25 protein-coding genes and 1 riboswitch are annotated in these 25237 nt (G+C 68.5%); of the genes, 13 read left to right on the top strand and 12 right to left on the bottom strand.

The window, feature by feature from the left end; genetic code table 11:
* The first annotated feature begins 137 nt into the window (after positions 1 to 137).
* Positions 138 to 827 (top strand): winged helix-turn-helix domain-containing protein, encoded by a 690-nt coding sequence (locus N440_RS00275; protein WP_004154050.1) that lies wholly within the window; start codon positions 138 to 140, stop codon positions 825 to 827.
* Positions 824 to 2176 (top strand): ATP-binding protein, encoded by a 1353-nt coding sequence (locus N440_RS00270; RefSeq protein WP_133933719.1) that lies wholly within the window; start codon positions 824 to 826, stop codon positions 2174 to 2176. Before N440_RS00275 ends, N440_RS00270 begins: the two co-directional genes overlap by 4 nt.
* Here N440_RS00270 and N440_RS00265 read toward each other — a convergent pair.
* Both N440_RS00265 and N440_RS00260 read right to left on the bottom strand, forming a co-directional pair.
* Complete coding sequence (locus N440_RS00265; RefSeq protein ID WP_133933718.1) at positions 2173 to 3642, bottom strand: HAMP domain-containing sensor histidine kinase; 1470 nt, start codon at positions 3640 to 3642, stop codon at positions 2173 to 2175. The two genes, N440_RS00270 and N440_RS00265, sit on opposite strands and share 4 nt — an antisense overlap.
* A complete protein-coding gene (locus tag N440_RS00260; protein ID WP_133933717.1) occupies positions 3639 to 4358 on the bottom strand; it encodes a response regulator transcription factor in 720 nt (239 codons plus the stop codon). The genes N440_RS00265 and N440_RS00260 overlap by 4 nt, the downstream gene beginning before the upstream one ends.
* A 142-nt stretch (positions 4359 to 4500) precedes the next feature.
* Here N440_RS00260 and msrB point away from each other — a divergent pair, with 142 nt between their 5' ends.
* The 4 genes from msrB (at position 4501) to N440_RS00240 (ending at position 9200) form a co-directional block, all read left to right on the top strand.
* Complete coding sequence (msrB, locus tag N440_RS00255; protein ID WP_133933716.1) at positions 4501 to 5076, top strand: peptide-methionine (R)-S-oxide reductase MsrB; 576 nt, start codon at positions 4501 to 4503, stop codon at positions 5074 to 5076.
* Between the two features lie 2 nt (positions 5077 to 5078).
* Positions 5079 to 6848 carry a cytochrome c biogenesis protein CcdA gene (locus N440_RS00250; protein WP_133933715.1) on the top strand — a complete coding sequence of 590 codons (1770 nt, stop codon included), beginning with the start codon at positions 5079 to 5081 and terminating at the stop codon, positions 6846 to 6848.
* A gap of 14 nt (positions 6849 to 6862) precedes the next feature.
* Entirely contained in the window at positions 6863 to 7600 is a 738-nt protein-coding gene (msrA, locus tag N440_RS00245) for a peptide-methionine (S)-S-oxide reductase MsrA (RefSeq protein WP_133933714.1), read from the top strand.
* 151 nt (positions 7601 to 7751) lie between these two features.
* Positions 7752 to 9200, top strand: coding sequence for a PLP-dependent aminotransferase family protein (locus N440_RS00240; RefSeq protein ID WP_133933713.1), 1449 nt, complete (start codon positions 7752 to 7754; stop codon positions 9198 to 9200).
* A gap of 75 nt (positions 9201 to 9275) precedes the next feature.
* Here N440_RS00240 and bioD read toward each other — a convergent pair whose 3' ends face one another.
* Positions 9276 to 9959, bottom strand: a complete 684-nt coding sequence (gene bioD / locus N440_RS00235; RefSeq protein WP_133933712.1) for a dethiobiotin synthase — start codon at positions 9957 to 9959, stop codon at positions 9276 to 9278.
* A gap of 68 nt (positions 9960 to 10027) precedes the next feature.
* On the opposite strand from bioD, the gene N440_RS00230 reads away from it, so the two are divergent.
* Both N440_RS00230 and N440_RS00225 read left to right on the top strand, forming a co-directional pair.
* Entirely contained in the window at positions 10028 to 10510 is a 483-nt protein-coding gene (locus N440_RS00230; protein WP_004154035.1) for a GAF domain-containing protein, read from the top strand.
* A complete protein-coding gene (locus N440_RS00225) occupies positions 10507 to 10869 on the top strand; it encodes a TfoX/Sxy family protein (RefSeq protein ID WP_133933711.1) in 363 nt (120 codons plus the stop codon). The genes N440_RS00230 and N440_RS00225 overlap by 4 nt, the downstream gene beginning before the upstream one ends.
* Before the next feature lie 91 nt (positions 10870 to 10960).
* Here the strand turns inward: N440_RS00225 and N440_RS00220 are convergent, their stop codons facing one another.
* Positions 10961 to 11539 carry a histidine phosphatase family protein gene (locus N440_RS00220; protein ID WP_133933710.1) on the bottom strand — a complete coding sequence of 193 codons (579 nt, stop codon included), beginning with the start codon at positions 11537 to 11539 and terminating at the stop codon, positions 10961 to 10963.
* A gap of 127 nt (positions 11540 to 11666) precedes the next feature.
* Positions 11667 to 12794: an acyltransferase gene (locus tag N440_RS00215; RefSeq protein ID WP_133933709.1), complete on the bottom strand. Its 1128-nt coding sequence runs from the start codon at positions 12792 to 12794 to the stop codon at positions 11667 to 11669.
* Positions 12795 to 12855: 61 nt separating this feature from the next.
* Positions 12856 to 13079: riboswitch (cobalamin riboswitch) on the top strand.
* A 115-nt stretch (positions 13080 to 13194) separates the two neighbouring features.
* Here N440_RS00215 and btuB point away from each other — a divergent pair.
* Complete coding sequence (gene btuB, locus N440_RS00210; RefSeq protein ID WP_133933708.1) at positions 13195 to 15039, top strand: TonB-dependent vitamin B12 receptor; 1845 nt, start codon at positions 13195 to 13197, stop codon at positions 15037 to 15039.
* A gap of 141 nt (positions 15040 to 15180) precedes the next feature.
* Here btuB and gph read toward each other — a convergent pair whose 3' ends face one another.
* The 3 genes from gph to N440_RS00195 all read right to left on the bottom strand — a co-directional run bounded on the left by gph (position 15181) and on the right by N440_RS00195 (position 17620).
* Positions 15181 to 15837 (bottom strand): phosphoglycolate phosphatase, encoded by a 657-nt coding sequence (gene gph / locus N440_RS00205; RefSeq protein ID WP_133933707.1) that lies wholly within the window; start codon positions 15835 to 15837, stop codon positions 15181 to 15183.
* A 65-nt stretch (positions 15838 to 15902) separates the two neighbouring features.
* Complete coding sequence (locus N440_RS00200) at positions 15903 to 16694, bottom strand: class I SAM-dependent methyltransferase (RefSeq protein WP_133933706.1); 792 nt, start codon at positions 16692 to 16694, stop codon at positions 15903 to 15905.
* Positions 16691 to 17620, bottom strand: a complete 930-nt coding sequence (locus N440_RS00195; RefSeq protein WP_133933705.1) for a LysR family transcriptional regulator — start codon at positions 17618 to 17620, stop codon at positions 16691 to 16693. The genes N440_RS00200 and N440_RS00195 overlap by 4 nt, the downstream gene beginning before the upstream one ends.
* Before the next feature lie 108 nt (positions 17621 to 17728).
* Between N440_RS00195 and N440_RS00190 the strand changes: the two genes are divergently transcribed.
* Positions 17729 to 18367: an NAD(P)H-binding protein gene (locus N440_RS00190; protein WP_133933704.1), complete on the top strand. Its 639-nt coding sequence runs from the start codon at positions 17729 to 17731 to the stop codon at positions 18365 to 18367.
* A 103-nt stretch (positions 18368 to 18470) separates the two neighbouring features.
* Entirely contained in the window at positions 18471 to 19382 is a 912-nt protein-coding gene (locus N440_RS00185) for an MBL fold metallo-hydrolase (RefSeq protein WP_133933703.1), read from the top strand.
* 129 nt (positions 19383 to 19511) lie between these two features.
* Here N440_RS00185 and dinB read toward each other — a convergent pair whose 3' ends face one another.
* A complete protein-coding gene (gene dinB, locus N440_RS00180) occupies positions 19512 to 20606 on the bottom strand; it encodes a DNA polymerase IV (RefSeq protein ID WP_133933702.1) in 1095 nt (364 codons plus the stop codon).
* Positions 20607 to 20797: 191 nt separating this feature from the next.
* Between dinB and fabA the strand changes: the two genes are divergently transcribed.
* Positions 20798 to 21313 carry a 3-hydroxyacyl-[acyl-carrier-protein] dehydratase FabA gene (gene fabA, locus N440_RS00175; RefSeq protein WP_004154008.1) on the top strand — a complete coding sequence of 172 codons (516 nt, stop codon included), beginning with the start codon at positions 20798 to 20800 and terminating at the stop codon, positions 21311 to 21313.
* Positions 21313 to 22521 carry a beta-ketoacyl-ACP synthase I gene (gene fabB, locus N440_RS00170; protein ID WP_008268699.1) on the top strand — a complete coding sequence of 403 codons (1209 nt, stop codon included), beginning with the start codon at positions 21313 to 21315 and terminating at the stop codon, positions 22519 to 22521. Before fabA ends, fabB begins: the two co-directional genes overlap by 1 nt.
* Positions 22522 to 22675: 154 nt before the next feature.
* On the opposite strand, the gene N440_RS00165 is transcribed toward fabB, so the two are convergent.
* The 3 genes from N440_RS00165 to N440_RS00155 are packed head-to-tail and all read right to left on the bottom strand — an operon-like array spanning position 22676 to position 25118.
* Complete coding sequence (locus tag N440_RS00165) at positions 22676 to 23359, bottom strand: HAD family phosphatase (RefSeq protein ID WP_133933701.1); 684 nt, start codon at positions 23357 to 23359, stop codon at positions 22676 to 22678.
* Positions 23356 to 24057, bottom strand: a complete 702-nt coding sequence (locus tag N440_RS00160; protein WP_133933700.1) for a pseudouridine synthase — start codon at positions 24055 to 24057, stop codon at positions 23356 to 23358. Before N440_RS00160 ends, N440_RS00165 begins: the two co-directional genes overlap by 4 nt.
* Positions 24054 to 25118: a class I SAM-dependent methyltransferase gene (locus tag N440_RS00155; protein ID WP_133933699.1), complete on the bottom strand. Its 1065-nt coding sequence runs from the start codon at positions 25116 to 25118 to the stop codon at positions 24054 to 24056. The genes N440_RS00160 and N440_RS00155 overlap by 4 nt, the downstream gene beginning before the upstream one ends.
* Positions 25119 to 25237: the final 119 nt, after the last annotated feature.

Here is a 25237-nt window from a genome sequence, read left to right as displayed (position 1 = left end):
GGGCTGAGACCCGGCCCGTGCGCCAGCAACCCCGGCTGAATGGCGCCCGCCCCCTGCACCCGGGCGGCCCGATGGCTGGGATAGCATCGCCGCGCTCGTGCCGTGGCGGTACGTTTGCGTCCACGGAGGCCTTGAAAATGCTGGATATCGTACTGGTCGAAGACGATGCCCGCCTGGGAACGATGGTCAGTGACTATCTGCAGCGGCATGGTTACCAGGTCGCCCACGAGCGCAGCGGCGAGCGCGCCGTGACCCGGATCCTGGCCGAAAAGCCGGCCCTGGTCCTGCTCGATGTCGGCCTGCCCGACCAGGATGGTTTCGAAGTGTGTCGGCAGATACGTCCCCACTATGACGGCATCATCTGTGTCCTGACCGCCCGCACCGACAACATCGACCAGGTCCTGGGGCTGGAGCTGGGCGCCGACGACTACATCGGCAAGCCGATCGAACCGCGGGTGCTGCTGGCCCGCCTGCGCGCCCACCTGCGCCGCCACCGCCGGGTCGAGCCGCGCGACGGCAGCCTGCGCTTCGGCGAGCTGAACATCGACCCGTCCACCCGCAATGTGCACCTGCAGGGTGCGCTGCTGGAACTGACCACCGCCGAGTTCGACCTGCTGTTCCTGCTGGCCAGCAACGCCGGCCAGATCCTCGACCGCGACGCACTGCTGCGCGGCCTGCGCGGGATCGCCTTCGATGGCCTGGACCGCTCGATTGATGCCCGCATCTCGCGCCTGCGCCGCAAGCTGGGCGACAACCCGGAACAACCGGAACGGATCAAGACGGTGCGCGGACGCGGCTACCTGTTCAGCCGATCGGCATGGGGATGAAGCGCACGCCCTCGGCGATGCGCGGCCACGCCTTCCACTTCCTGCGCTATGGCATCGGCTTCCTGGTCGCCCACCTGTTGCTGATCGTGCTCGGTCTGTGGGCGTGGGATGCGCTGCTGGAAGACCGCACCGAGGCCGGCCTTCAGGCCGAGATGCGCGGCACCCATGCGTTGCTGCAGCATCGCTTCGCCGAAACCCCGCGCGAGCAGTGGCCGGCGCTGGCGCGCGAACTCGACGCCGATTTCGCCTACGCGCTGCGCATGGTGCCGCTGGCCGAGGCGGTGAAGGAGCTGCCTGCCAGCCAGCGCCCGGCGTTCAACAACGGCCGTGTGCAGATCGACCTGGAGCACATGCGCAGCCTGCAGCGGATCGGCGACAGCGACTACGCGGTGATGCTGGGGCCGCTGGACGAAGCATTGCCTGAGGAGGGATGGCAGGACAGCGAAGTGTCCGGCGTGGCGATCCTGCTGCTGATCCTGATGGTGGCGGTGGCGTTGCCGATGTACGTGATGGTCTACCGCCTGTGGCGCGACGTCTCGCAGCTGGCCCAGGCGGCCCGGCAGATGCGCGATGGCCAGCTGGACACGCGTGCGCCGCGCGCCGGTACCGCGCTGGTGCGGCCGCTGGCCAACGCCTTCAACCACATGGCCGAGCAGCTGCAGCAGCTGCTGGAAAGCCAGCGCGTGCTGGCCCAGGCCGTAGCGCACGAGGTACGTACCCCGCTGGCGCGCATGCGTTTCGGCCTGGCCGACCTCGAGGACACCGCGCTGGATGAGCTCCAGCGCGATGCATTGGGCGGCCTGCGCACCGATGTCGATCGGCTGCAGCACCTCACCGATGCCGGCGTCGAGTACGCCGCTCTTGGCCGTTGCCACCAGTTGACCCGCCAACGACTGCAGCTGGCGGCGCTGGTGCGCGGCGTGATGGCCCAGTTCGCCCCGCTGCCGATGCCGGTGCCGGTGCAGCAGGTGCTGTCGCCGGTGAGCCTGGTCAACGTCAACCGGCACATGCTGGAACTGGCGTTGCGCAACCTGCTCGGCAATGCGCTGCGCTATGCGCGCCGGCAGATCCGCATCGCCAGCACGGTGGACGACGGCTGGCTGTGCCTGCAGGTGGAGGATGACGGCCCTGGCATCGCGCCCGAACTGCGCGGCCAGGTGCTGCAGCCTTACGTGCGGCTGGACCCGGGCAGCCCCGGCTTCGGGCTTGGCCTGGCATTGGTGCAGGTAGTGGCCGACAAGCATGGCGGCCATGTCGAGGTGACCGATTCAGACCTGGGCGGGGCCTGCATCCGCCTGCACCTGCCACTGGAAACCGGCGGCGTCGTCGAAGGCGATACGGTCTGCTAGACCGCCGGTTCCGCGCGTGGCAGGGCAAACACGAACAACGCACCGCGCTCGCTGTCACGCAGTTCGATGCGACGACCGTGCAGCTGCACGATGCGCTGCACGATCAACAGACCGAGACCACCGTTCTCGCCGCGGCGCGCGCCCAGCGCGGCCGGCGCCTGGAACAGCTGGCTGCGCAGCGCCGGTGCGACGCCGGGACCATCGTCGGACACGCTGACCTCCACGCTGTCGGGCGTTGCGCGCAGGCGTACTTCGATCCGGCCTCCCTCGGGCGCATGCCGCAACGCGTTGTCGAGCAGATTGGTCAGCACACGCTCGACCAGGCCCAGGTCGGCACGCACCAGCGGCAGGCCGGGCGGGAAGTCGGCATGCAGGCGCTGGTTGCGCGCCTGCGCGGCCAGCTCGAACTTCTGCAGCACGTCCTGCAGCAGCTCCGGCAACGCGAAGACCTCCCACTCCAGGCGTACCTCGCCATGCTCCAGCCGCGCCAGCTCGAACAGCGCGCGCGCCAGCCGACCGACCTTGGCGCTCTGCGCCAGGGCGATGCCGAGGTAGCGGCGGCGTTCGTCCGGTGACAGCGTGGCGTCCTTCAACGCCAGCGTTTCCAGATAGCCATGCAGCGACGACAACGGCGTACGCAGGTCATGCGAGATGTTGGCCACCAGTTCGCGCCGCTGCAGGTCCTGCTGGCGCAGCTGCTGCCATTGTTCGCCCAATCGCTGCGCCATCTGCGCGTGTGCGTGCTCAAGGATCACCAGCTCGTCGCGCTCGCCGGGGCGCAGCGGCTCCGGTGGCGGCAGTGGCGTCGGTGCGTCGATGTCGAAGGCCTGGATACGCCGGGTCAGCCGCCGCAGCGGGCGGGTCACCCAGTAGAACGCCACCAGCCCGGCCAGCAGGCCGAGGCTGCCAACCAGCATCACCGACCACCAGGTGGTGTTCCACTGGCTGCCGGCCGCGAGGTCGTCGGCCAGCATCTGCCGGTGCTCGCCGACCAGCACCACGTACACGTAACCCGCTTGGCGGCCCTGCACGATCAACGGCGCGGCACTGAACACCTTGCGGCCATCGGCGCTGCGCGGATCGTCGCCGAGGATCGGCAGCGGCGCGCCGGCCAGCAGCCGGCGCAACGGTGCCACGTCCACCCGGTTGCGTACCAGATGGCCGCTGGGCGCATCGTGGCCGAGGATGCGGCCCTGGTCGTCCAGCAGGTAGACCTCGACGCTGGGGTTGACCGCCATCAACTGGCCGAACAAGGCGCGCACCGCGGCGTCGCGCATGCCGCTGGTGTCCATCAGCTCGCTGCGTTGGGCGATGTGCTCGGCCAGGCCCAGCGACAACCGCTGCACCACTTCCTGTTCGTGGCGGGTGTTGGCACGCATCTGCAGCGCCAGCAGCGCCATGCAGCACATCAGCATCAGTGCGGCGATCACCGCCGCCAGCTTCTGCCACAGGTTCGGCCTGATCATGCCGCCGCCCCGGCCGGATCGACCAGCTTGTAGCCGCGTCCCCACACTGTCAGCAGCCGCCGCGGATTGGCCGGGTCGGTTTCGATCTTGCTGCGCAGTCGGTTGATATGGGTGTTGACCGTGTGCTCGTACCCATCGTGCTGATAGCCCCAGACCTGGTTGAGCAGTTCCATGCGCGCGAACACCTGGTCCGGATGACGGGCGAAGAACAGCAGCAGGTCGAACTCGCGCGGAGTCAGTTCCAGCACAGTGCCCTCCACCGACGCGGTGCGTGCAACCGGGTCCAGCTGCAGCCCGCCCAGCTCGATCGCGCCGGCATCGATGCGGGCGCTCTGCGCCATCGCCTCGGCCCGGCGCAGCAGCGCGCGCACCCGTGCCACCAGTTCCGGCATCGAGAAGGGTTTGGCCAGGTAGTCGTCCGCGCCCAGCTCGAGGCCGACGATACGCTGGGTTTCGCTGCCGCGCGCGCTGATGATGATGATCGGTACGTAGCGCGCCATCGCGCGTGCGCGCTGGCACACCTGCAGGCCATCCACGCCGGGCAACATCACGTCCAGCACCAATGCATCCCACGGGCCGTCCTGTTCGAGCAGGCGCAGACCGGCGTCACCGCTGGCGGCATGGGCCACGTCATAACCTTCATCGCCCAGATGCATGCGCAGCAGGTCGGCGATGTGGGCATCGTCTTCAACGATCAGCACGCGTTTGGCGGACATCGGCAGCTCGGAACCAGTGGGGGCTGCCCGCATTGTGGCGCGGGATGGCCGTCGATACCTCACGAAAAATTGAATCCTGCGTGAGGATTCGTTGACCCGGGCGGGCGCAGCATGACCCCGTCGCCCCTTCCCGGAGTCCGCCATGACCCTCACCCGCCGCCATCTGCTGGGCCTGGGCGGTGTTGCCACCGCCGCCGGCCTGCTCGGTCTCGGCGCGTGCAGCCGCGCCGCGCCGGCCGCTGCTGAAGCACGTCCGGCGCGACAGTTCGAGGTCATGCACAGCGACGCCGACTGGCGCCAGCGCCTGACCCCGGCCCAGTACGCGGTGCTGCGCCAGCAGGCCACCGAACGGCCATGGAGCAGTCCGCTCAACAAGGAGCACCGGCAGGGCACGTTCGCCTGTGCCGGCTGTGCGCTGCCACTGTTCTCATCCTCCACCAAGTTCGAGAGCGGTACTGGCTGGCCGAGCTTCTGGGCACCACTGCACAACGCCATCGGCGAGGACCGCGACGTCACCTTCGGCATGCTGCGGGTGGAGGTGCACTGCCGCCGCTGCGGCGGCCATCTCGGCCATGTGTTCAATGACGGCCCGCGCCCGACCGGACTGCGCTACTGCATGAACGGTGCAGCGCTGGTGTTCGTTCCCGGTGCGGCCGATGGCGGCACCGCCGACGGCTGGCGGGTGCCGGTCGGTTCTTCCCCCACGTCCGGAGCCTGACCATGCTGCTGTTGCTGCTTGCCTACCTCGGGGGTGCGTTGTCCCTGCTCAGCCCCTGCATCCTGCCGGTGCTGCCGTTCGTGTTCGCGCGCGCCGACCGCCCCTTCGTGCGCAGCACGCTGCCGCTGCTGCTGGGCATGGCGCTCACCTTCACCGTGGTCGCCAGCCTGGCGGCGGTGGGCAGCCAATGGGTGGCGCAGGCCAACCAGGTCGGCCGTTGGATCGCCCTGGTGCTGATGGCGCTGTTCGCGCTGGCACTGTTGTGGCCGCGACTGGCCGACCATCTGCTGGCCCCGTTCCAGCGCGTGGGTGCACGCTTGAGCGCACGCGCCGATGCCGCTGACGCCGCAGGACGCGGTGGCGCAGGGACCTCGCTGCTGATCGGCATCGCCACCGGCCTGCTGTGGGCCCCATGCGCCGGGCCGATTCTGGGCCTGGTGCTGACCGGCGCCGCCCTGCACGGCGCCAGCGTCGGCACCACTGCGCTGCTGCTGGCCTATGCACTGGGCGCGATCACCGCGCTGGCGCTGGCGGTGTGGATCGGCGGCCGGGTGTTCCGCGCGATGCAGGCGCGGCTCGGCCTCGGCGATGTCCTGCGCAAGGTGCTGGGTGTGGCCGCGCTGCTGGCGGTGGTGGCGATCGGCCTCGGTTGGGACACTGGCCTGCTGACGCGCCTGTCCACGGTCAGCACCGCGCGTATCGAGCAGGGCCTGCTGGACGCCGTACCCGGCGCACAACCGGCGGCACCGCCGATGATGATGATGGCCGGTGCCAACACCGGTGCAGATGCGCCGCTGCCGGTGGAGGGCACCCTGCCCGCGCTGGACGGCGCCACCGGCTGGCTCAACAGCCCGCCGCTGACCGCCCAGCAGCTGCGCGGCAAGGTGGTGCTGGTCGACTTCTGGACGTACTCCTGCATCAACTGCCTGCGCGCGATGCCGTTCGTGCACGAATGGGAGCGCCGTTACCGCGACCACGGCCTGGTGGTGATCGGCGTGCACACGCCGGAGTTCGCCTTCGAGCGGGACCCACGCAACGTGATGAAGGCGGTGCAGCAGCTGAAGGTCGAGTACCCGGTGGCGCTCGACAACCAGTACACGATCTGGCGTGCGTTCAACAACCGCTACTGGCCGGCGCAGTACTTCGTCGATGCGCAGGGCAACATCCGCGGCCACCAGTTCGGCGAGGGCAACTACGCGCGCTCGGAACAGGTGATCCGCCAGCTGCTGACCGAAGCCGGCCAGACCCGCCTGCCGCCGCCAGCCGATCCCGCCGCAGCCGACCTGCAGGGCGTTGCAGCGCAGGCCGACATGGGCAACCTGCGCTCGCCGGAAACCTATCTGGGCCACGCCCGTGCCGAACAGTTCGCCTCGCCCGGCGGGCAACGCAGCGACACCGCGTTCGACTACACGCTGCCCACCACCCTGGCGCTGAACCGGTGGGGCCTGTCAGGGCGGTGGACGATCACCGACGAAGCCGCGCAACTGCAGCGCGCCGGCGGCCGCATCGCCTTCCAGTTCCATGCGCGCGACCTGCACCTGGTGCTGGCACCGGGCCAGGACGGCAAGCCGGTGCGCTTCCGCGTGTGGCTGGACGGCAAACCGCTGCCCGCCACCGATGCCGGCAGTGACGTCGGCGCCGATGGCAGTGGCGTGGTCAACGAACACCGCCTGTTCCAGCTGGTGCGCCAGCGCGGCACGGTCGGCCCGCATCGCTTCGAGATCGAATTCCTCGATGCGGGCGTGCAGGCCTACGCCTTCACCTTTGGTTGAACCGGGAGGACACGATGAAACTCTCCTTTGAACAGGGTATTGCTGCCGGTGTCGCCGGTCTCGTGGCCACCGCATTGATCGCCGGCGTGCTGCTGGTCGACCACGGCGCGATCGCCGCACCGGTCGAAGCCGGCACGCAGGCCAAGGCGCTGCCGGCACCCACCGGCGATGCGGCGTTCCGCGATGACGCCACCCACGCCAGCGTGGTGTTTGCCGGTGGTTGCTTCTGGGGCGTGCAGGGCGTGTTCCAGCACGTCAAGGGCGTGAGCAATGCGGTATCCGGCTACATCGGTGGCAGCGCCGCCAACGCGCACTATGAGCGGGTCAGCAGCGGCCAGACCGGTCACGCCGAAGCGGTGAAGATCGACTACGACCCGCGCCAGGTCAGCTACGGGCAGCTGATGCAGGTGTTCTTCTCGGTGGTGCACGACCCGACCCAGCTCGATCGACAGGGCCCGGACCACGGCAGCCAGTACCGCTCGGCGATCTTCAGTGACGACGCACGCCAGCAGGCTGCCAGCCGCGCCTACATCGCCCAGCTCGGCCAGGCCGGCAGCTACCGCGCACCGATCGTCACCCAGCTGGGCAGCGGCCAGCGCTTCTACCCGGCCGAGAGCTATCACCAGAACTACATGACCAACTACCCGCAGGCGGCCTACATCCGCTACTACGACGCACCGAAGCTGGCGGCGCTCGGCAAGCAGTTCCCGGCGCTGTACCGGCGCGATGCGGTGCTGGTGCCGATGCGGTAGCCGCCGGCCGGCAATCCCACGCAGAAAAAGACGCACGGCGATCCCGCCGTGCGCTTGGGAAGTATCGGTCGTGCCCCGATCAGGCCCGGCCGACAACGACATGCTAGGCTCGCCATCACCATGGGTACAGCTCCAGATGGCGGGAACTTCGATGGATACAGATGACCAGAACACGATGATCCCTCCCCGCTACCAGCGGCTGTCCGATGAACTGGCCGAGGCCATCCATGGCGGTCGCCTTCCGGTTGGCAGCCGCCTGCCCTCGCTGCGGCAGATGGCGCTGCAGCGCAGGCTCAGCCTGAACACCGTGATCGCGGCCTATCGCCAGCTGGAAGATGCCGGCCTGGTGATTCCACGACCCAAGGCCGGCTTCGAGGTCGCACCGCGCCTGTCGGTGCCCGAACGTTCGCTGCGCGATACGCCGTCGGCGCCCACCGCGCCGCTGCAGCAGGCGCTGATGGCCCGCGTGTTGGAGGCACAACGCCGACCCGGCGTCATCGACCTGGCCTTTGCCGGCCCCCGTGGTCGCCAGTTCTATCCCGGGGCGCAGCTGGCCCGGCACACCGCACAGGTGCTGCGTCATGGCCAGCAGACGGTGGAAACCTATGCACGCCCGAATGGCTCGCCGCGGCTGCTGGCGCAGATCGTGCGCCGCGGTCCGCGCATGGGCCTGCACACCCACAGCGACCGCCTGCTGCTGACCCATGGTGCGATGGAAGCGCTGCAGCTGGCGCTGCGCGCCGTCACCCAACCCGGCGATGCGGTCGGCATCGAAGCGCCCTCCTACTTCAACCTGTATCCCCTGCTGGCCACTCTCGGCCTGCAAGCCATCGAATTGCCCACCCACCCGCAGCAGGGACTGGATGTCGATGCCCTGGAGGCCCTGCTCGAACACACATCGCTGGCCGCGCTGGTGGTAATGCCGACCGTGCACAACCCGCTGGGCTGCACCATGCCCACATCCGCCAAGCAGCGACTGGCCGAACTGGTCAATACACGCCAGCTGCCGCTGATCGAAGATGCGGTATATGCCGAGCTGCAGTTCTGCGAACCACCTGCGCCCTTGCTCAAGGCCTTCGATCGCGACGGATGGGTGATGGTGGTCGGTGGTTTCTCCAAGACCCTGGCGCCGGACTATCGCATCGGCTGGCTGGACGGCGGCCGCTTCGCCGAGCGCATCGCGCTGCTGAAATTCCAGTCCACCGGCGGCGAACCGCAACTGCTTGGCGATGCCGTGGCGGCCTACCTGGAGGCGGGCAGCTACGAGCACCACCTGCACCGCATGCGTCGCCTGTATCGCGAGCAGGTGGGGCGGCTGCGCCAGCTGGTGGCCGAGCACTTCCCGGCTGGCACCCGCGCCACCGAGCCGCAGGGCGGGTTCCTGCTGTGGCTGGAACTGCCGGGCGTGGATACGCGCGAACTGTTCGAGCGTGCGCTGCAGGAGGACATCGTGTTCATGCCCGGCCAGGTCTATTCGCGCGGCGCCCGCTACCGTCATTGCCTGCGACTGTCGTGCTGCCAGACCCTGGATGCGCGCTTCATCGGTGCGGTGGAACGGCTGGGCGGGATGGCGCGGGAGCTGGCGGCTGCAGCACGGTAGCGCCGGCCGCTGGCCGGCAATCTCGTGATCGCCGGGTGGATGCAGGTGCCGGCCAGCGGCCGGCACTACCCAGGATCAATCGAGCAGATGCGCCGCCAGCGCTTCGCCATTTGCCCCCGGCAGATGCGGCAGCCGGCCCCAGCACGGCATCGGCAGGCGCTGCCGCAGCGTGGCGAAGTTCTCGTCCTGGCGCTGCATGGCCGGATCGATGTGATTGCCGACCCAGCCCAGGCACGCCACGCCGCTGGCGCGCAGCGACTGCGCGGTCAGCCGCGCATGGTTGACGCAGCCCAGCCGCATGCCCACCGCCAGCAGCACCGGCAGCTGCAGCGCGCGCACCAGGTCCAGCTGGTCCAGCGTGGCCGAGACCGGCGCCAACCAGCCGCCAACGCCCTCCACCACCACGATATCGGCCTGCGCACGCAGGCGTGCGAACGCGGCCACGATCGGCGCCAGCTCCACCTGCACGCCATCTTCGGCAGCGGCCAGCTCCGGTGCCAGCGGCTGCCGCAGCGCATACGGGTTCAGGTCGGCATAGTCCGGTACCGGCCAGCTGGCCGCCTGCAGGGCCAGCGCGTCCTCGTTGCGCAGGCCCTGCCCCAGATCCTCGCTGCCGCTGGCCACCGGCTTCATGCCGACCGCACGCAGGCCACGACGGCGCAGTGCGTGCAGCAGCGCGGTGCTGACCGCGGTCTTGCCGATCTCGGTATCGGTGCCGGTCACGAACAGGGCAGGTGGCAGCGTGGCGGGCAATGGCATCGATGGGCTCCAGCAGGGCAACAGAGCGTGCATTATCGCCGGCCCCGCACGCTTGCTAGACTGCGGGCATGTTCGCCAATGCCTCGCTCACCGGCAGCAAGCCGGAACAATACGCCCAGCTGCTGGAACAGGCCCGAGGCCTGGTCTACGCCGAGTCCGACCGCATCGCCAACGCGGCCAACCTCTCCGCGCTGGTCTACCACGCCCTGCCCGATCTGAACTGGGTCGGCTTCTACCTGTACGACGGCAAGGAACTGGTGGTCGGCCCGTTCCAGGGCCTGCCGGCCTGCGTGCGCATCCCGCTGGACAAGGGCGTGTGCGGCGCGGCCGCCAGCCAGCGCGTGACCCAGCGCGTGGACGACGTCGATGCCTTCCCCGGCCATATCGCCTGCGACTCGGCCTCGCGTTCGGAACTGGTGGTGCCGCTGCTGCGCGGTGATGAGCTGATCGGCGTGTTCGACATCGACAGCCCCAAGGTTGGCCGCTTCGATGCCGAGGACCAGGCCGGGCTGGAAGCCATCGCCCGCGTGTTCGTCGAGGCCCTGGGATGAGCGCACCGAAACTGCGCAACATCGGCCCGAAGAGTGCAGCATGGCTGCGCCAGGTCGGCCTGCGCAGCCGCGAGGACCTGGTCGCGATCGGTGCGGTCGGCGCCTTCGTCAAGGTCAAGCGCGCGGGCTTCAAGCCCAGCCTGAACCTGCTGTACTCGCTGGAAGGCGCGTTGCTGGACTGCCACTGGCAGGAACTGAGCGAGCCACAGCGCGAAGCACTGGTGCAGGACTACGAAGCACGCATCGCCGCGCACCCGCTGAAAGCGGCCGGCCCGGCCTCCGGCCCGGTGCATGAGCAGCGCTTCGATGCCGACGATGACGCTGAAGACAGCGTCGCCGAGAGCGCCGACGAGGATTGAGGCCTCAGCGTTCCTGGGGATGCCGGCCAGCGGCCGGCACTACCACTGTGATGCGGGATCAGTAGCGCCAGGCCATGCCCGGCGGGTGCGCTCAGGGCTGCTGCAGTTCCAGCAGTTCGCCTACCAGACCTGCTTCACCGCGTTCCAGCCGTACCCGCAGGCGCGTGCCATGGTCGATGCGCAACGCCCAGCACAGCGACATCGGCAGGCCGCACACCTGCGACAGCACCATGCGCAGCGGGCCACCGTGGCTGACCACCAGTGTCGGCAGCGGGTCATCGTCATCAAGCAGGCGATCCAGCGCGCGCGCAATGCGCCGCTCGAAGTGGCCCCAGCTCTCACCATTCGGTGGCGGATACGCATGCGGGTCGGCATGGAACGCCGCCAACGCGTCTTCCGGCAGATCGAACAGGGACTGGCCGTCCCAATCACCGAAATCCAGTTCCTCCCACTCTTCGTCCGCCTCCACATCCAGGCCGCGCGCCGTGGCCAGCGCCATCGCCGTGTGCAGCGAGCGCAGCCGCGGCGAGCTGATCACCCGCTCCCACGGCTGTGCGGCATAGGCGTCGACCAGTTCCTGTGGCAGCGGGGCCAGCTGCGGTGGATCGGTGCGGCCATCGAGGAACTCATCGCGACCGTTGCCGGCATGGCGGACCAGGTCGAGGATCACGGTAGTGCAACCGTATATGAAGCGCTGGCCAACGACTGCATCGCGCACGGCGCAGGTAAAATCGACGATTGAAGCAACATCATGAACACCACTTCCGGACAGCGTCCCCGTAGCGGGGCGCGCCATTCTAGCGTGGGCCGCCCTCTGCCTGCCTGGACGAGGCCCCTGCACCTGATGCGGACAGCGATGCCATCACGCGTTTGCCCAGCCTGATCATCGGTGCTTCGATGCAGCGATGCCCCAGCGCGGCCAACGGCAGTGCGACTGCCAGTACCAGCGCAGCGCACAGCAGATAGCCGGCTGTCCCGCCACCGGTAACCGCCAGCAGCCTGCCAAACACCGGCCCCAGCAAGGCGATCACAATGGGATGCCCCAGGTAGAGCGAGTAGCTCACCGTACCCAGCCAGGCCGTCGCCCGGTTGATCAACCAGCGTGGCGGGCATTGCGAACAACCCACCAGCAATGCCAGGTAGCCAAGGCCCGCCAGCTGCCATTGGCTCGCTCCGCTCCAGCCGCCCACTGTTCCCGTCATGACCAGCAGCAGCACCAGGCCACCGGCGATGTTCAGAGCCATTCCCCACCCGCGCGCCTGCGCGGACGGCAGCCGCGAGAGAGCGTTGTATGCGTGATACGCCACCAGCCCCATCGCGAACACAGGCGCGTGCGTCAGCCAGCCGTAGCTGCCCAGCGAAGCCTCCACGCGTGCTCCCAGCGAGCCAGTTCCGGCCAATGCCGCCAGGCCCAACAGCGCCAGGAGGAGCATCCAGGCCCGGCGCCCGTCATTCACCCACAGGTACAACACAGGGAAGATCGCATAGAACAGCATCTCGACCCCGACTGCCCAGCTGGCCCAGACAATTCCCTGGTCCCAACCGGGGAAGAGGTTGAATGTGAATGTGGCATTGGCAATGATCTCGGCCCACGGGTGGCCGGCATGGCTACCCCGGCCATCGCGGAAAATCGAGAACGCCAGCAGCAGATAGAACAGCGGCGCGATGCGCAGGAAGCGGTGCAGGTAGAAGCTCAGCAACGGCCGGCCGCTGGCTCTGTGGCGAGGCTGGGTATAGCACAGGGAAAATGCGCTGATCACGAAGAACAGTGCGACACCCGTGGCCCCCAGCTGCAGCACCGGCAACAACCAGCCCGCGACAGACAACGTGGGCGTCGGCATCGACTGGACGTGATACAACACAACATAGACGGCAGCCAGGCCCCGAAGCGAGTCGAGGAACTGCAGGCGATCCTTTGCAATCATGTTCCAGGTTCCAACCAGAAGCGCGTGCGACACCTCTCACTTTACCAGCTGGCGATGCCGTAGACTGCGCGCACTTCCAGGTGACCTGCGGCCTTGGCCGGCAGGTTGAAACGGGAAGCCGGTGACGCGTGATTCCACGCCAGGCCGGCGCTGCCCCCGCAACGGTAAGCACGTCAGTTCCAGGCAACAACGCCACTGTGCCACGCGCATGGGAAGGCGCCTGGACGGTGGCCTCGCGCCACCCGGCGGCAAGCCCGGAGACCGGCCCGGAAGCCTCAGGTCGCGATGCGGTGGGCATGGCGCTGGATGAGCACGGCGTCGGCCGTGGCATCGGCGCGTGCCTGGCTTCGCGGCTCCTCCCCTTCGCTGCGCGGGCGTGCGTGGCACCTGGAGTCCCCCGATGAAGCTGCAGACCCGAATGCTCACCCTGGCCGCGCTGGCCACACTGCCGGCGCTGGCGCAGGCCACCAATGACACCATCGCGCTCGACCAGGTGCTGGTTACTGCCACCCGCACGCCGATCGCCCTGCAGGACAGCATCGCACCGGCCCAGGTCATCGACCGCGCACAGATCGAATCCAGCCAGGCCACCTCGCTGCAGGAACTGCTGCGCGGCCGCGCCGGCATCAACCTGACCAACGCCGGCGGCCTCGGCAAGCAGAGCTCGCTGTTCCTGCGCGGTACCAACTCCGGCCACACCGTGGTGCTGATCGATGGCGTGCGCATCAACAGCGCCGACCTCGGCCTGGCCATGTACCAGGATCTGCCGCTGGCGCAGATCGAGCGCGTGGAGATCGTGCGTGGCCCGCAGTCCAGCCTGTACGGCGCCGACGCCATCGGTGGCGTCATCCAGATCTTCACCCGCCGCAACCAGGGCGATTTTGCTCCGCACTTCCAGCTCGGTGGCGGCAGCAACGGCCTGCGCGAAGCCAGCGGCGGCATCGGGGGTGGCACCGAACGCGGCTGGTTCGGCGCCGACATCGCCTACCAGCATTCCGATGGCATCGACGCCTGCCGCGGCTCTTCCTCGGTATTCACTGCCGGCTGCTTTGCCGACGAACCCGACCGCGACGGCTACCGCAACCTGTCCAAGAGCCTGCGCGGCGGCTACACCTTCAACGACCAGTGGAACGTGGAAGGCAGCGCGCTGCGCGCCGATGGCAGGAACCACTACGACGGCTATTACAACTACTCTGAAACCCGCCAGCAGGTGCTGGCCGGCAAGGTGCGCTACACCCCGTCCGAACGCGCGGCATTCACCGCCAACGTCGGCCGCAGCGACAACGAATCGGACAACTATGGTGCGCCGGGTGTATTCGGTAGTGCGCAGACCCACCGCAACAGCGCCTCGCTGCAGGGTGATTTCGGCCTGGCCGAAGGCCAGCTGCTGAGCGCCGGCGTGGACTGGAGTGAAGACAACCTGGATGGCAGCAGCGCGGGCTACCTCGTTGACAGCCGCCGCAACACCGGCGTGTTCGTGCAGTACCAGGGCCGCTTCGGCCGCCACCAGCTGCAGGCCAGCGCGCGTAACGACGACAACCAGCAGTTCGGCAACCATGCCACCGGCAGCCTTGGCTGGGCGATGCAGCTGGAGCACGGCCTGCGCGTCAACGCCAGCTACGGCACCGCCTTCAAGGCACCCACCTTCAGCGACCTGTACGACCTGTGGAGCGGCGTGCCGACGTTGAAGCCGGAGAAGTCCAAGAGCGCCAACCTTGGCGTTTCACAGCAGGGCCAGGGCTGGCACTGGGGCCTGGACGTGTACGAAACCCGCATCGATGACCTGATCACCTATGACGCGCTCACGATGAAGATGCAGCAGGTGGAGAAGGCGCGTATCCGTGGCGCCGAGCTGACCGGTGGCGCGCTGTTGGCCGGCTTCGATATCAACGCGCAGCTGAGCTACACCGCCCCCCGCAACCGCACCCGCGGCAGCACCCAGTTCGACAACTGGCTGCCGCGCCGCGCGCAGCAGACCGCGCGCCTGGACATCGATCGCCGCTTCGGCGATTTCCGCGCCGGACTGACCGTGCAGGGCGCGGGCAAGCGCTATGACAACGCCGGCAACTCGGTGAAGGTCGGCGGCTACGGCACGCTGGACCTGCGTGCCGAGTACGCGCTGACGCCGTCGTGGTCGCTGCTGGCGCGTGCGGCCAACGTGTTCGACCGCAGGTACGAGACCGTGGCGTGGTACAACCAGCCCGGCCGCGAGTACCAGCTGAGCGTGCGTTACCAGCCGAAATGACCGCAACGGTCATGGTAGTGCCGGCCGCTGGCCGGCAGCATCATGACCTTCGGCAAAGCGTTCCGGGTTGCCGGCCAGCGGCCGGCACTACCCGTTGCGTCGGCCCGGGTGACCGGCCGGCGACCAGGGATGTCCGTTGCATCAGCGCTGCAACCCCGGCAACTCACGCAGGTCGTCGATCACCGCCACCGCATGTGCGGTGGCCAGATCCAGGCCACGCGGATAGCCGTAGCGCACCAGCGCGATCGGCATGCCGACCTCTTCGGCGGCGCGATAGTCGGTGAGCGAATCACCGACCATCAGGCAGGCGTCTACCGGCAACCCGAAGTGCGCAGCAATGTGGCGCAGCGGTTCACCACTGGGCTTGCGCTGTGGCAGCGAGTCGCCGCCCAGTATCAGCGCGAACGCGTCGCCGATGCCCAGGTGCTGCAGTAGCGGAGGCACCAGCGCTTCTGGCTTGTTGGTGCAGATCGCCAGCGCCACGTTGCGCGCACGCAGCTGTGCCAGCGCCTCGGCCACGCCATCGAACAGGCATGGGCTGCGCAGCAGGCATTCCCGGTAGTGCACCATGAACACCGGCATCACCGCGGCCAGATCGACCTCGCGGCCGGCGGCATGCACGGCCTGCTCCACCAGGCGACGCACACCATCGCCGATCCAGCCCAGCACCGTGGTTTCCGGCACGCGCGCCACACCGATGTCTTCCAGCGTGCGGTTCAGTGCTTCGGCGATATCGGCCGCGCTGTCGACCAGCGTGCCATCGAGGTCGAACACGACCAGCGGATAGGGATACGACAAGGGACGGCACCTGTGCGACGTGGGGCCGTCCATTGTACGTCGGCCTGCTTTTTTGCAGGCCCGCCTCAGCCGATCCTGCGCGCGCGGGTGGCCAGGAACGTGGGCAGATAGCGGTCGATCAGGAAGCGCGGCTGCGGCTGCCAGTCTTCCATGAAGCGATCGATGACGAAGCCGGCGTCAAGCTGGCCACCGATCAGTTCGGTCAGGCTGTGGCCGAAGGTGAGCGCATCGCCGCGCGCCAGCTTCGCCTCGCGCTCGGCCGGCGCCAGGTCTTCCAGGTCCGAATAGGGAATGGAGTACTGCGGCCGGATCAAGCCCTGCGCATCCAGCTGAGGATCACGTGCGCCGACGAACAGCACCGGGTTGTAGAAGCTGGCCATCAGCATGCCGTCGCGTGCCAGCACGCGGCGGCATTCGGTCCATACCGGGCGCACGTCGGGTACGTACAGGTTGGAGATCGGATGGAACACCACGTCGAAGCTGTCGTTGGCGAACACGTGCAGATCGCGCATGTCACCCTGCACCGTGCGCAGCTGCAGGCCATCACGCGCCGCGACCTGGCGGTCCTGCTCCAGCTGCCCGTCGGACAGGTCGAACACGGTGACATCAGCGCCGGCCGCGGCCAGCACCGGCGCCTGCTGTCCACCGCCCGAAGCCAGGCACAGGATGCGGCGGCCGCGCACATCGCCCAGCCAGTCCAGCGGCAGTGCACGCGGCGTCAGATGCACCTGCCAGCGCCCTTCGCGCGCGGCGGCGATGGTTGAGCTTTCAACCGGGCGTGACCATTCGCGCACCTCGCTGGCCTGGCGGTCCCAGGCAGCACGGTTGTGGTCGATCAAGGCCTGTCCATGGTTCATGTGTTCTCCTTGCCCGGTGGGCGCCAATCCAGATCCTGGAAGGCCGGGCTGGCGAAACACTCGGCCAGGTAGTCCAGGAATCGCCGCATGATAGCGGGCTGCTGGCGCCGTGATGCGTACACGGCATGAATGCCGAGTTCGTCCAGGCTGAATTCCGGCAGCAGTTCGATCAGCTCGCCAGTGCGCAGCAGCGGCGCCACCTGGTAGGTCGGCAGCATCGCGATGCCGGCGCCGGCACGCACCGCCTCCAGCAGCAGCGAGGCCTCATTGGCGCTGATGTTGCCCCCCACCGCCACCGACAGCGAACGTCCGTCGCGGTGCAGCTGCCACAGGCTCTTGCCGACGTAGTGGTGGGTCAGGCAGTTGTGCGCGGCCAGGTGCTCGGGGGCGGTCGGCGTGCCGTGTGCCTGCAGGTAGGAGGGCGTCGCGCACAGCACCGAGCGGCAGGTGGCCAGCCGCCGCGCGATCAGGCTGGGGTCGATCTGGCGCGCGATGCGCACCGCCAGGTCCACCCGCTCCTCCACCAGGTTCACCGTGCGGTCGACCAGCAGCAGCTCGATGCGCGCCGCCGGGTGACGCGCGACGAAACCGGCCACTGCGCGCGCCAGATGGCTCTGCCCGAACGACACGCTGGCGGTCACGCGCAGCGTGCCGTGCGGCTCGGGATCATCGCTGGCCAGCTCGCCCTGCAGCGCCTCACCGATCTCCAGCATCTGCCGGAAGCGCGCCAGCGCCGCTTCGCCGGGACCGGTCAGGCTGACCCGGCGGGTGGTCCGGTGCAGCAGGCGCGCACCCAGCCAGCCTTCGACCTCGGCCAGGTAGCGGCTGACCATCGCCCGCGACATGTCCAGTACCTCGGCGGCCGCGGTCAGGCTGCCGCGCTCGGCCACCTCGACGAACACGGTCATGGCGGTCAATCGGTCCATATGCTCGATCCATGCAACAAACAAGCGCGTTATACGCTGTTTTTCGAGCGACTGCAGCGGCCTAGAGTGGCCCCATTCCCACCCCACACCGCCCCACGGAGTCCTGCCATGAAGATCGCCCTCGTTGGTTCCACCGGCAACATCGGCCGCCAGATCGCCCGCCACGCACTGGCCCACGGTCACGAACTCACCGTCATCGTGCGCAGCGCGCAGGATCTGCCGGCCGAGCTGGCCGGCGCGCATCCGGTGATCGCTTCGCTGGATGACCCGGATGCGCTGGTTGCCGCTATCGCCGGCCACGACGTGCTGGCCAGCGCCTACGGTCCGCGCCCGGGCGATGACATCGGCCGCGTCGGCGAGGTCGCCGCACAGCTGGCCGCCGCCGCGCGCAAGGCCGGCGTGCCACGCCTGGTAGTGGTCGGCGGTGCCGGCAGCCTGGAAGTCGCCCCCGGCGTGCAGCTGGTGGATACGCCGGACTTCCCCGAGGCCTACAAGCCGTACGCGCTGGCCCACCGCGAAGCCTTCAAGCGCCTGCAGGCGGTGGAGGACCTGGACTGGACCTTCTTCTCGCCGGCCGCCGAAATCGGCCCGGGCGAAGAGCGTGGCCAGTACCGCGTGCAGCCCAAGGCGTTCCTCGCCGATGCCAGCGGTCACAGCCGCATCAGCTACGCCGACTATGGCGCAGCCTTCGTCGCCGAACTGGAAGCACACAAGTACCCGAAGCAGATCATCACTGCGGCGTACTGATCATGGCATGCGCGGGCCTGCCCGTTCGCCGGGCATGGCCTGGCGCTACCCACCTGTAGCGCCGAGCCGATGCTCGGCCCGATATCCCCACAAGGACATCCCCATGCGTACCGCTGCCCTGCTGCTCCCCCTCGCCCTGGCCGCCAGTTTCACCAGTGCCCCGCTGCTGGCCGCACCGGCCGCCGCGTCGCCGTCCACGGCGACGAAAACCCAGCTGCACCTGCAGACCTTCCATCCCGGCCCGCAGGCGATGTTCTCGGTGTCCTCGGTGCTGATCGAAGGCCGCCATGACGCGATCCTGGTCGATGCGCAGTTCGGCGCCAGCGACGCGCGCAGGCTGGTGGACCTGATCCGCGCCAGCGGCAAGCAGCTGACCACGATCTACATCAGCCACGGCGACCCGGACTATTACTTCGGCCTGGCCACGCTGCAGGATGCGTTCCCGCAGGCGCGCATCGTCGCCACCGCGCAGACCGTTTCCCACATCCAGCAGACCCAGGCCGGCAAGCTGGCCTACTGGGGGCCGAAGATGGGGGCCGATGTCCCCGCGCGCATCGTGGTGCCACAGGTGCTGGAGGGAGACACGCTGCAGCTGGAAGGCCAGCGCCTGCCGCTGATCGGCCTGGATGGCCCGACCCCGGACCGCAGTGTGCTGTGGGTACCGTCGCTGCGCGCGATCGTCGGCGGCATTCCGGTGGTGGCGGGCGAGCATGTGTGGATGGCCGATACGCAGACGCCCAGGTCACACGCCGACTGGCTGCAGACGCTGCGGCGGCTGCAGGCCCTGAAGCCGACGGTGGTGGTGCCGGGGCACTACGCACCGGGTGCGGCGCTGGATGCCAGTGCACTGCGCTTCACCGCAGATTACATCCGCGCCTTCGATGCCGAGACGGCAAAGGCCAGGGACAGTGCGGCGCTGGTGAAGGCGATGCAGGCGCGCTATCCGAAGCTGGCCGGGGTGGAGTCGCTGGAGCTGAGTGCGAAGGTGGCCAAGGGCGAGATGCAGTGGCCGTGAGGTAGGGGTTTTCTTTTGCAGGGCTGCGCCCTGCACCTGCTCAATGCAACGGCAACAGCTTGGTATCCGTGGGATGGCGGGGTGGCATGACCCGCTCCTGGTGGGTGTCGACCTTGGTCGACACGAAGATCAGCCAGGTGTGGAATCGTTCGGTCCGTGCTCGAACAATTCGCCCTGCACCACTGGCTCCTTCTCGCGGAAGCCACCGAGGCCGACACCCACCAGGCGGTAGCGGGTCTCAGCCGGCAGGTCGACGCGGGCGCGCAGGGCCAGGGCGATGTCGCGCAGTTCTTCCATCGAGTCCGGGGGCCGGTCGGGGGTGAAGCTGCGGGTAAGGATGCGGAACTGCGCGGTCTTCAGTTTCAGCACCACCGTATGACCAACGCGCTCGGTCTTGCGGGTGGCGTTCCACGTCTTCTCCGCCAGCTGCACGATCGCCTCGGCCAGGTCCTCCAGCAGCAGGTCCTCGGCAAAGGTGTCCTCCGAAGAAATCGACTGCACCTGCTGGTCCGGTTCCACCGGCCGCTCGTCCACACCGCGTGCGCGGTTGTACAGGCTGCGGCCGAAGCTGCCGAATGCCTCCTCCAGATCGATCAGTGCCCACTGCCGCAGGTCGCCGCAGGTGACGATGCCGCGCGCGGCCAGCTTGCCTTCCATCACCTTGCCCACGCCCGGCACCCGGTTCACCGGCAGCGGCGTCAGGAACGCGTCCACACGCTGCGGTGGAATCACGAACTGGCCGTCGGGCTTGCGCCAGTCCGAGGCGATCTTGGCCAGGAACTTGTTCGGCGCAATCCCGGCTGAAGCGGTCAGCTGGGTTTCTTCACGGATCTGCGTACGGATGGTGCGGGCAATGTCGGTGGCCAGTTCGATGCCGCTCTTCGGCTCGGTCACATCCAGATAGGCCTCGTCCAATGACAGCGGCTCGACCAGATCGGTATGCCGCAGGAAGATCTCGCGCACCTGGCGTGACACCGCTTTGTAACGTGCGAAGTCCGGCGGCACGAAGATCGCATCCGGACACAGGCGTTCGGCACGCAGCGCCGGCATCGCCGAGCGCACGCCGAACACGCGGGCCTCGTACGAGGCCGCGCACACCACCGAGCGGGCGCCGCGCCATGCCACGACCACCGGCTTGCCACGCAGTGACGGATCGTCGCGCTGCTCCACCGACGCGTAGAAGGCGTCCATGTCGACGTGGATGATCTTGCGCAGTGCGTTCATGGTTGGCCGACATCATACCCGCACCGTACCGGTCCAGACGGGGAAGTATGGTCGTTGTGCATCAACGGGATGCGCGATCTGAAGGGAAAACACTACGCACGCGTACGGTGCGGCGGTTTGATTCCCGTTGCAACCGTCGTGCATCCTCGGCGGATTGTTGCCTCGTTTTCGCTTCCAGGATTGCGCTTTCCATGACTCGTCTCCACGCGTTCAACCGCGACCAGCTGCTGGCCAGCGCACGCGGTGAACTGTTCGGCGCCGCCGCCGGCCGTCTGCCCAACGATCCGATGCTGATGTTCGACCGCATCACCGAAATCCGCGAGGACGGCGGACCGCATGGCAAAGGCATGGTACGCGCCGAACTGGATATCCGCCCGGACCTGTGGTTCTTCGGCTGCCATTTCATCGGCGACCCGGTGATGCCCGGCTGCCTGGGCCTGGATGCCATGTGGCAGCTGACCGGCTTCTTCCTGACCTGGCTGGGCGCCCCCGGCAAGGGCCGCGCGCTGGGCTGCGGTGAAGTGAAGTTCACCGGCCAGGTGCTGCCCGACGCCAAGCTCGTGCGCTACGAGATCGACATCAGCCGGGTCATCAACCGCAAGCTGGTGATGGCCCAGTCGGACGCCCGCATGTACGTGGATGACCGCGAAATCTACAGCGCGCGCGACCTGCGCGTCGGCCTGTTCACTGAAACCGGGAGCTTCTGATGCGTCGCGTCGTCATCACCGGCATGGGCATCACGTCCTGCCTCGGCAATGATCTGGATACCGTTTCGGCTGCGCTGCGCGAAGGCCGCTCGGGCATCACCACGCTGGCCGACCACGCCGAAGCCGGGCTGCGCAGCCAGGTCGGCGGCCGTGTCGACCTCGACCTGGACGCCCTGATCGACCGCAAGCAGAAGCGCTTCATGAGTGACGCGGCGGCCTTTGCCTACCTGTCCATGCGCGATGCGATCGCCGATGCCGGGCTCAGCCCCGAGCAGGTCAGCAACCTGCGTACCGGCCTGATCGCCGGTTCCGGTGGCGGCTCCAGCGAATGGCAGATCGGCGCGGTCGACCTGCTGCGCGAACGTGGCGTGCGCAAGGTCGGCCCGTACATGGTGCCGCGCACGATGTGCTCGACGGTCTCGGCCTGCCTGGCCACCGCCTACCAGATCAAAGGCGTCAGCTACTCGCTGTCGGCCGCCTGCGCGACGTCAGCGCACTGCATCGGCGCGGCCGCGGACATGATCCGCCACGGCGCGCAGGACATCATGTTCGCCGGTGGCGGCGAAGACCTGCACTGGTCGATGAGCGTGATGTTCGATGCGATGGGAGCGCTGTCGACCAGCTTCAACGAAACCCCCGCCAGCGCCTCGCGCCCCTACGACAAGGACCGCGACGGCTTCGTCATCGCCGGTGGCGGCGGCATGCTGGTGCTGGAGGATTACGACCACGCCGTCGCACGCGGTGCGCACATCCATGCCGAACTGATCGGCTACGGCGTGACCTCGGACGGTGCCGACATGGTGGCGCCGTCCGGCGAAGGCGCCGTGCGCTGCATGAAGATGGCGCTGCAGGGCATCGATCGCCCGCTGGACTACCTCAACACCCACGGCACCTCGACCCCGCTGGGCGACGTCACCGAGCTCAACGCGATCCGCGAAGTGTTCGGCGATGCGGTACCGCCGCTGTCCTCGACCAAGGCACTGTCCGGCCATTCGCTGGGCGCGGCCAGCGTGCACGAGGCGATCTACTGCCTGCTGATGATGCGCGACGGCTTCGTTGCCGGTTCGGCCAACATCGCCGAGCTGGACCCGAAGGTGGAGAGCTTCCCGATCCTGCGCGAAAGCCGCGAGCAGAGGCTGGATACGGTGATGTCCAACAGCTTCGGCTTCGGTGGCACCAACGCCGCGCTGGTGTTCGGGCGGGTGTGATGGGGCAGGTGTGCCGACCAACGGTCGGCACCCACCCACAAATGTAGAGCCGAGCCATGCTCGGCTCAGTGCCAACCAAGGTTGGCACCCACCAGAGCAGTGAAGTGTCCCAACCAAGCTTGGCACCCACCGTCAGGGGCGGTTGGCACCCACCTTATTTCGGCAGCAGCGGCAGCAGCAGTGCGTGCGCGTCCACCAGCGAGCCGACGATGCGGTGGCCCAGTGCGCGCAGTTCTTCGTCAGGATGCACCAGGTCCGGCACCTGGATCACGGTCATGCCGGCCGCCAATGCGGCGCGCGTACCGGCCGGTGAATCCTCCAGCGCCAGGCAGCGCTCCGGTGCCTGGCCCAGCCGCTGCGCGGCCAACAGATAGATATCCGGCGCAGGCTTCGGCCGCGCCACGTCGCCACTGGTGATCACCGCATCGAAGTACGGCAGCAGGCCGGCCGCGGCCAGCTTGCGGTTGGCGCGCGGCTGCCGCGTGGTGGTCGCCACCGCGCGCGGAATCGCGTGCGCCTTCAGCAGTTCCAGCAGCTCCAGGATGCCCGGCCGCAGCGGCAGCCCGGTCTGCGTGCGTGCTTCGTACAGGTCATGGCAGCGTACCGCGACCGCTTCGATCACGCTGTCCTCGATGCCCTGCGCGCGCAGCAGTGCGTGCGTATCGCGGTCACCGAGGCCGACCATGCGCAGGAAAACCGCTTCGTCCAGGCCCAGCCCGAATTCGTCGGCGGCCTCGCTCCAGCAGGCCAGTGCGACCCGCTCGCTGTCGATCATCAGGCCGTCCATGTCGAAGATGACGGCGTCGGGCAGGAACGGCAGCGCAGCGATGGTGGTCATGGAGCGAACAACGTATCCAGGTCAGTTGAAGTGAGCTGCCGCCATTGCCCTTCGGCCAACCCCTGCAGGTCCAGCCCGCCAACGCGGCTGCGGTGCAGGGCCTGCACGTGGTTGCCGGTGGCGGCGAACATGCGGCGCACCTGATGGTAGCGGCCTTCGTGCAGTACCAGGCGCGCGCGGCGCGCGTCCAGCACCTCGAGTTCAGCCGGCAGCAGGGGCGTCTTCTCGGACTCCAGCATCAGCGTGCCGCTGGCGAACAGGGCCACTTCATCGCCGCGCAGGTCGTCGCTCAGTTCCACTTCGTAGACCTTGGGCAGCTTCGACTTCGGCGAGATGATCCGGTGCAGCAGGCCACCATCGTCGGTCAGCAGCAGCAGGCCACTGGTCTCGCGATCGAGGCGGCCGACCGTGGACAGCACCGGGTCACGGTCGCGGAAGCGCGGCGGCAGCAGGTCGTAGATCAGGCGGCCGGTGTCCTTGGTCGAACAGGTGTAGCCGGCCGGCTTGTGCAGCGCGATCGACAGCCCCACCGGCGGGTCCAGCGGCTCGCCGTCAACGCGGATCGCCTCGTGCGGCACCTGATCATCGGCGTACAGCACTTCGCCGTCGGCGTCGGTGACGCGGCCTTCGCGGAACATCCACTGCACCTGCTTGCGGCTGCCATAGCCCAGGTTGGCGATGTGCTTGACCAGTTTCATCGGCCCTTCCCCTTCACCGCTTCAACCAGCTTGAAACCGTCACGCTCGGCAACCACGCGCACCGCGCCGAAGCTGTCGTTGAGGGTGTGCTCGTACGGCAGGTGGCGGTTGGCCACCACGTACAGCCGCCCGCCCGGGCGCAGCGCCTGCGCGGCCACGGCGATGAAGCGCTGGCCGATGTCCGGGCGGTCGGCCCGCGACGGCGTGTGGAACGGCGGGTTGCTGATGATCACGTCGTAGCCCGGCTCGATGCCGGCGGTGACGTCACGCCACAGGAAACGCAGCGGCAGCGGGCGTGGCGGCGGCGCCAGGTTCAGTTCGGCCAGGGCCAGCGCGCGCTGCTCGGCCTCGTACAGGTCCAGCGCGGTGATCTTCGGGCAGCGCTCCAGCAGCTCGCGCGACAGGTAGCCATAACCGGCTCCGAGGTCGGCGGCACGCCCGGCCAGGTCGGCCGGCAGGTGCTCGGCCAGCAATGCCGAGGCCGGATCGATGCGGTCCCAGGCGAACACGCCCGGGCGGCTGAGGAAACGGCCGCCGACGATCGGGCGCACCGCATCCAGCGCCGACCAGCGCTTGGCCAGGTCGGCATCGTGCTGGCCCTGCATCGGCGCGGTCCAGTACACGCGGCAATGGTTCTTGGTCAGGCTGCCGCCGAGGCCGGTCAGCTGCTTGAGGTCGCCTTCGCCGGAGCGCGCGCCTTCGTTGTTGGACTGGCAGGCCACGATGCGACCGCCGTCGGCCACCAGCGCCAGCGCGCGGGCGAACAGCGCACGGGCCTCTTCGCGCTGGCGCGGCGGCAGCACCAGCACCAGCGGGTAGCGGCCCTTGCCGGCCACATCATCCAGCTGGCCACTGACGGTCCAGCCGGCGGCCTGCTGCAGCGGCTGTGCGAACGGGGCGAAGCTCTGCTCGCAGTGCACCTCGCGGTTGCCCGCCGCTTCGCGCAACGGCCAGCCGTCGCGGGCACGCAGGAAGGCCGCCGGGCCCTCCGGCCAGCGCAGGGCGCCTTGGGAGAACGGCAGGAACAGGGTCTGCAGGGGAGCGTCGTCGCTGGAGGCCATCGGCGCGGGTACTTCAAGCGTGAGGGCCGTCCATTGTACCGGCTTGGCCGGTCCGGCCCCGGCGGACCACTTTGCGAAACCCGAACGGGGCCTTGATGTGCCAGCAACATTGAAACGTT

Origin of the sequence: Stenotrophomonas sp. CC22-02 (genome assembly GCF_004365115.1) — a bacterium.
Lineage (GTDB): Bacteria > Pseudomonadota > Gammaproteobacteria > Xanthomonadales > Xanthomonadaceae > Stenotrophomonas > Stenotrophomonas forensis.
This window is presented reverse-complemented; position numbering and strand designations above follow the sequence as displayed.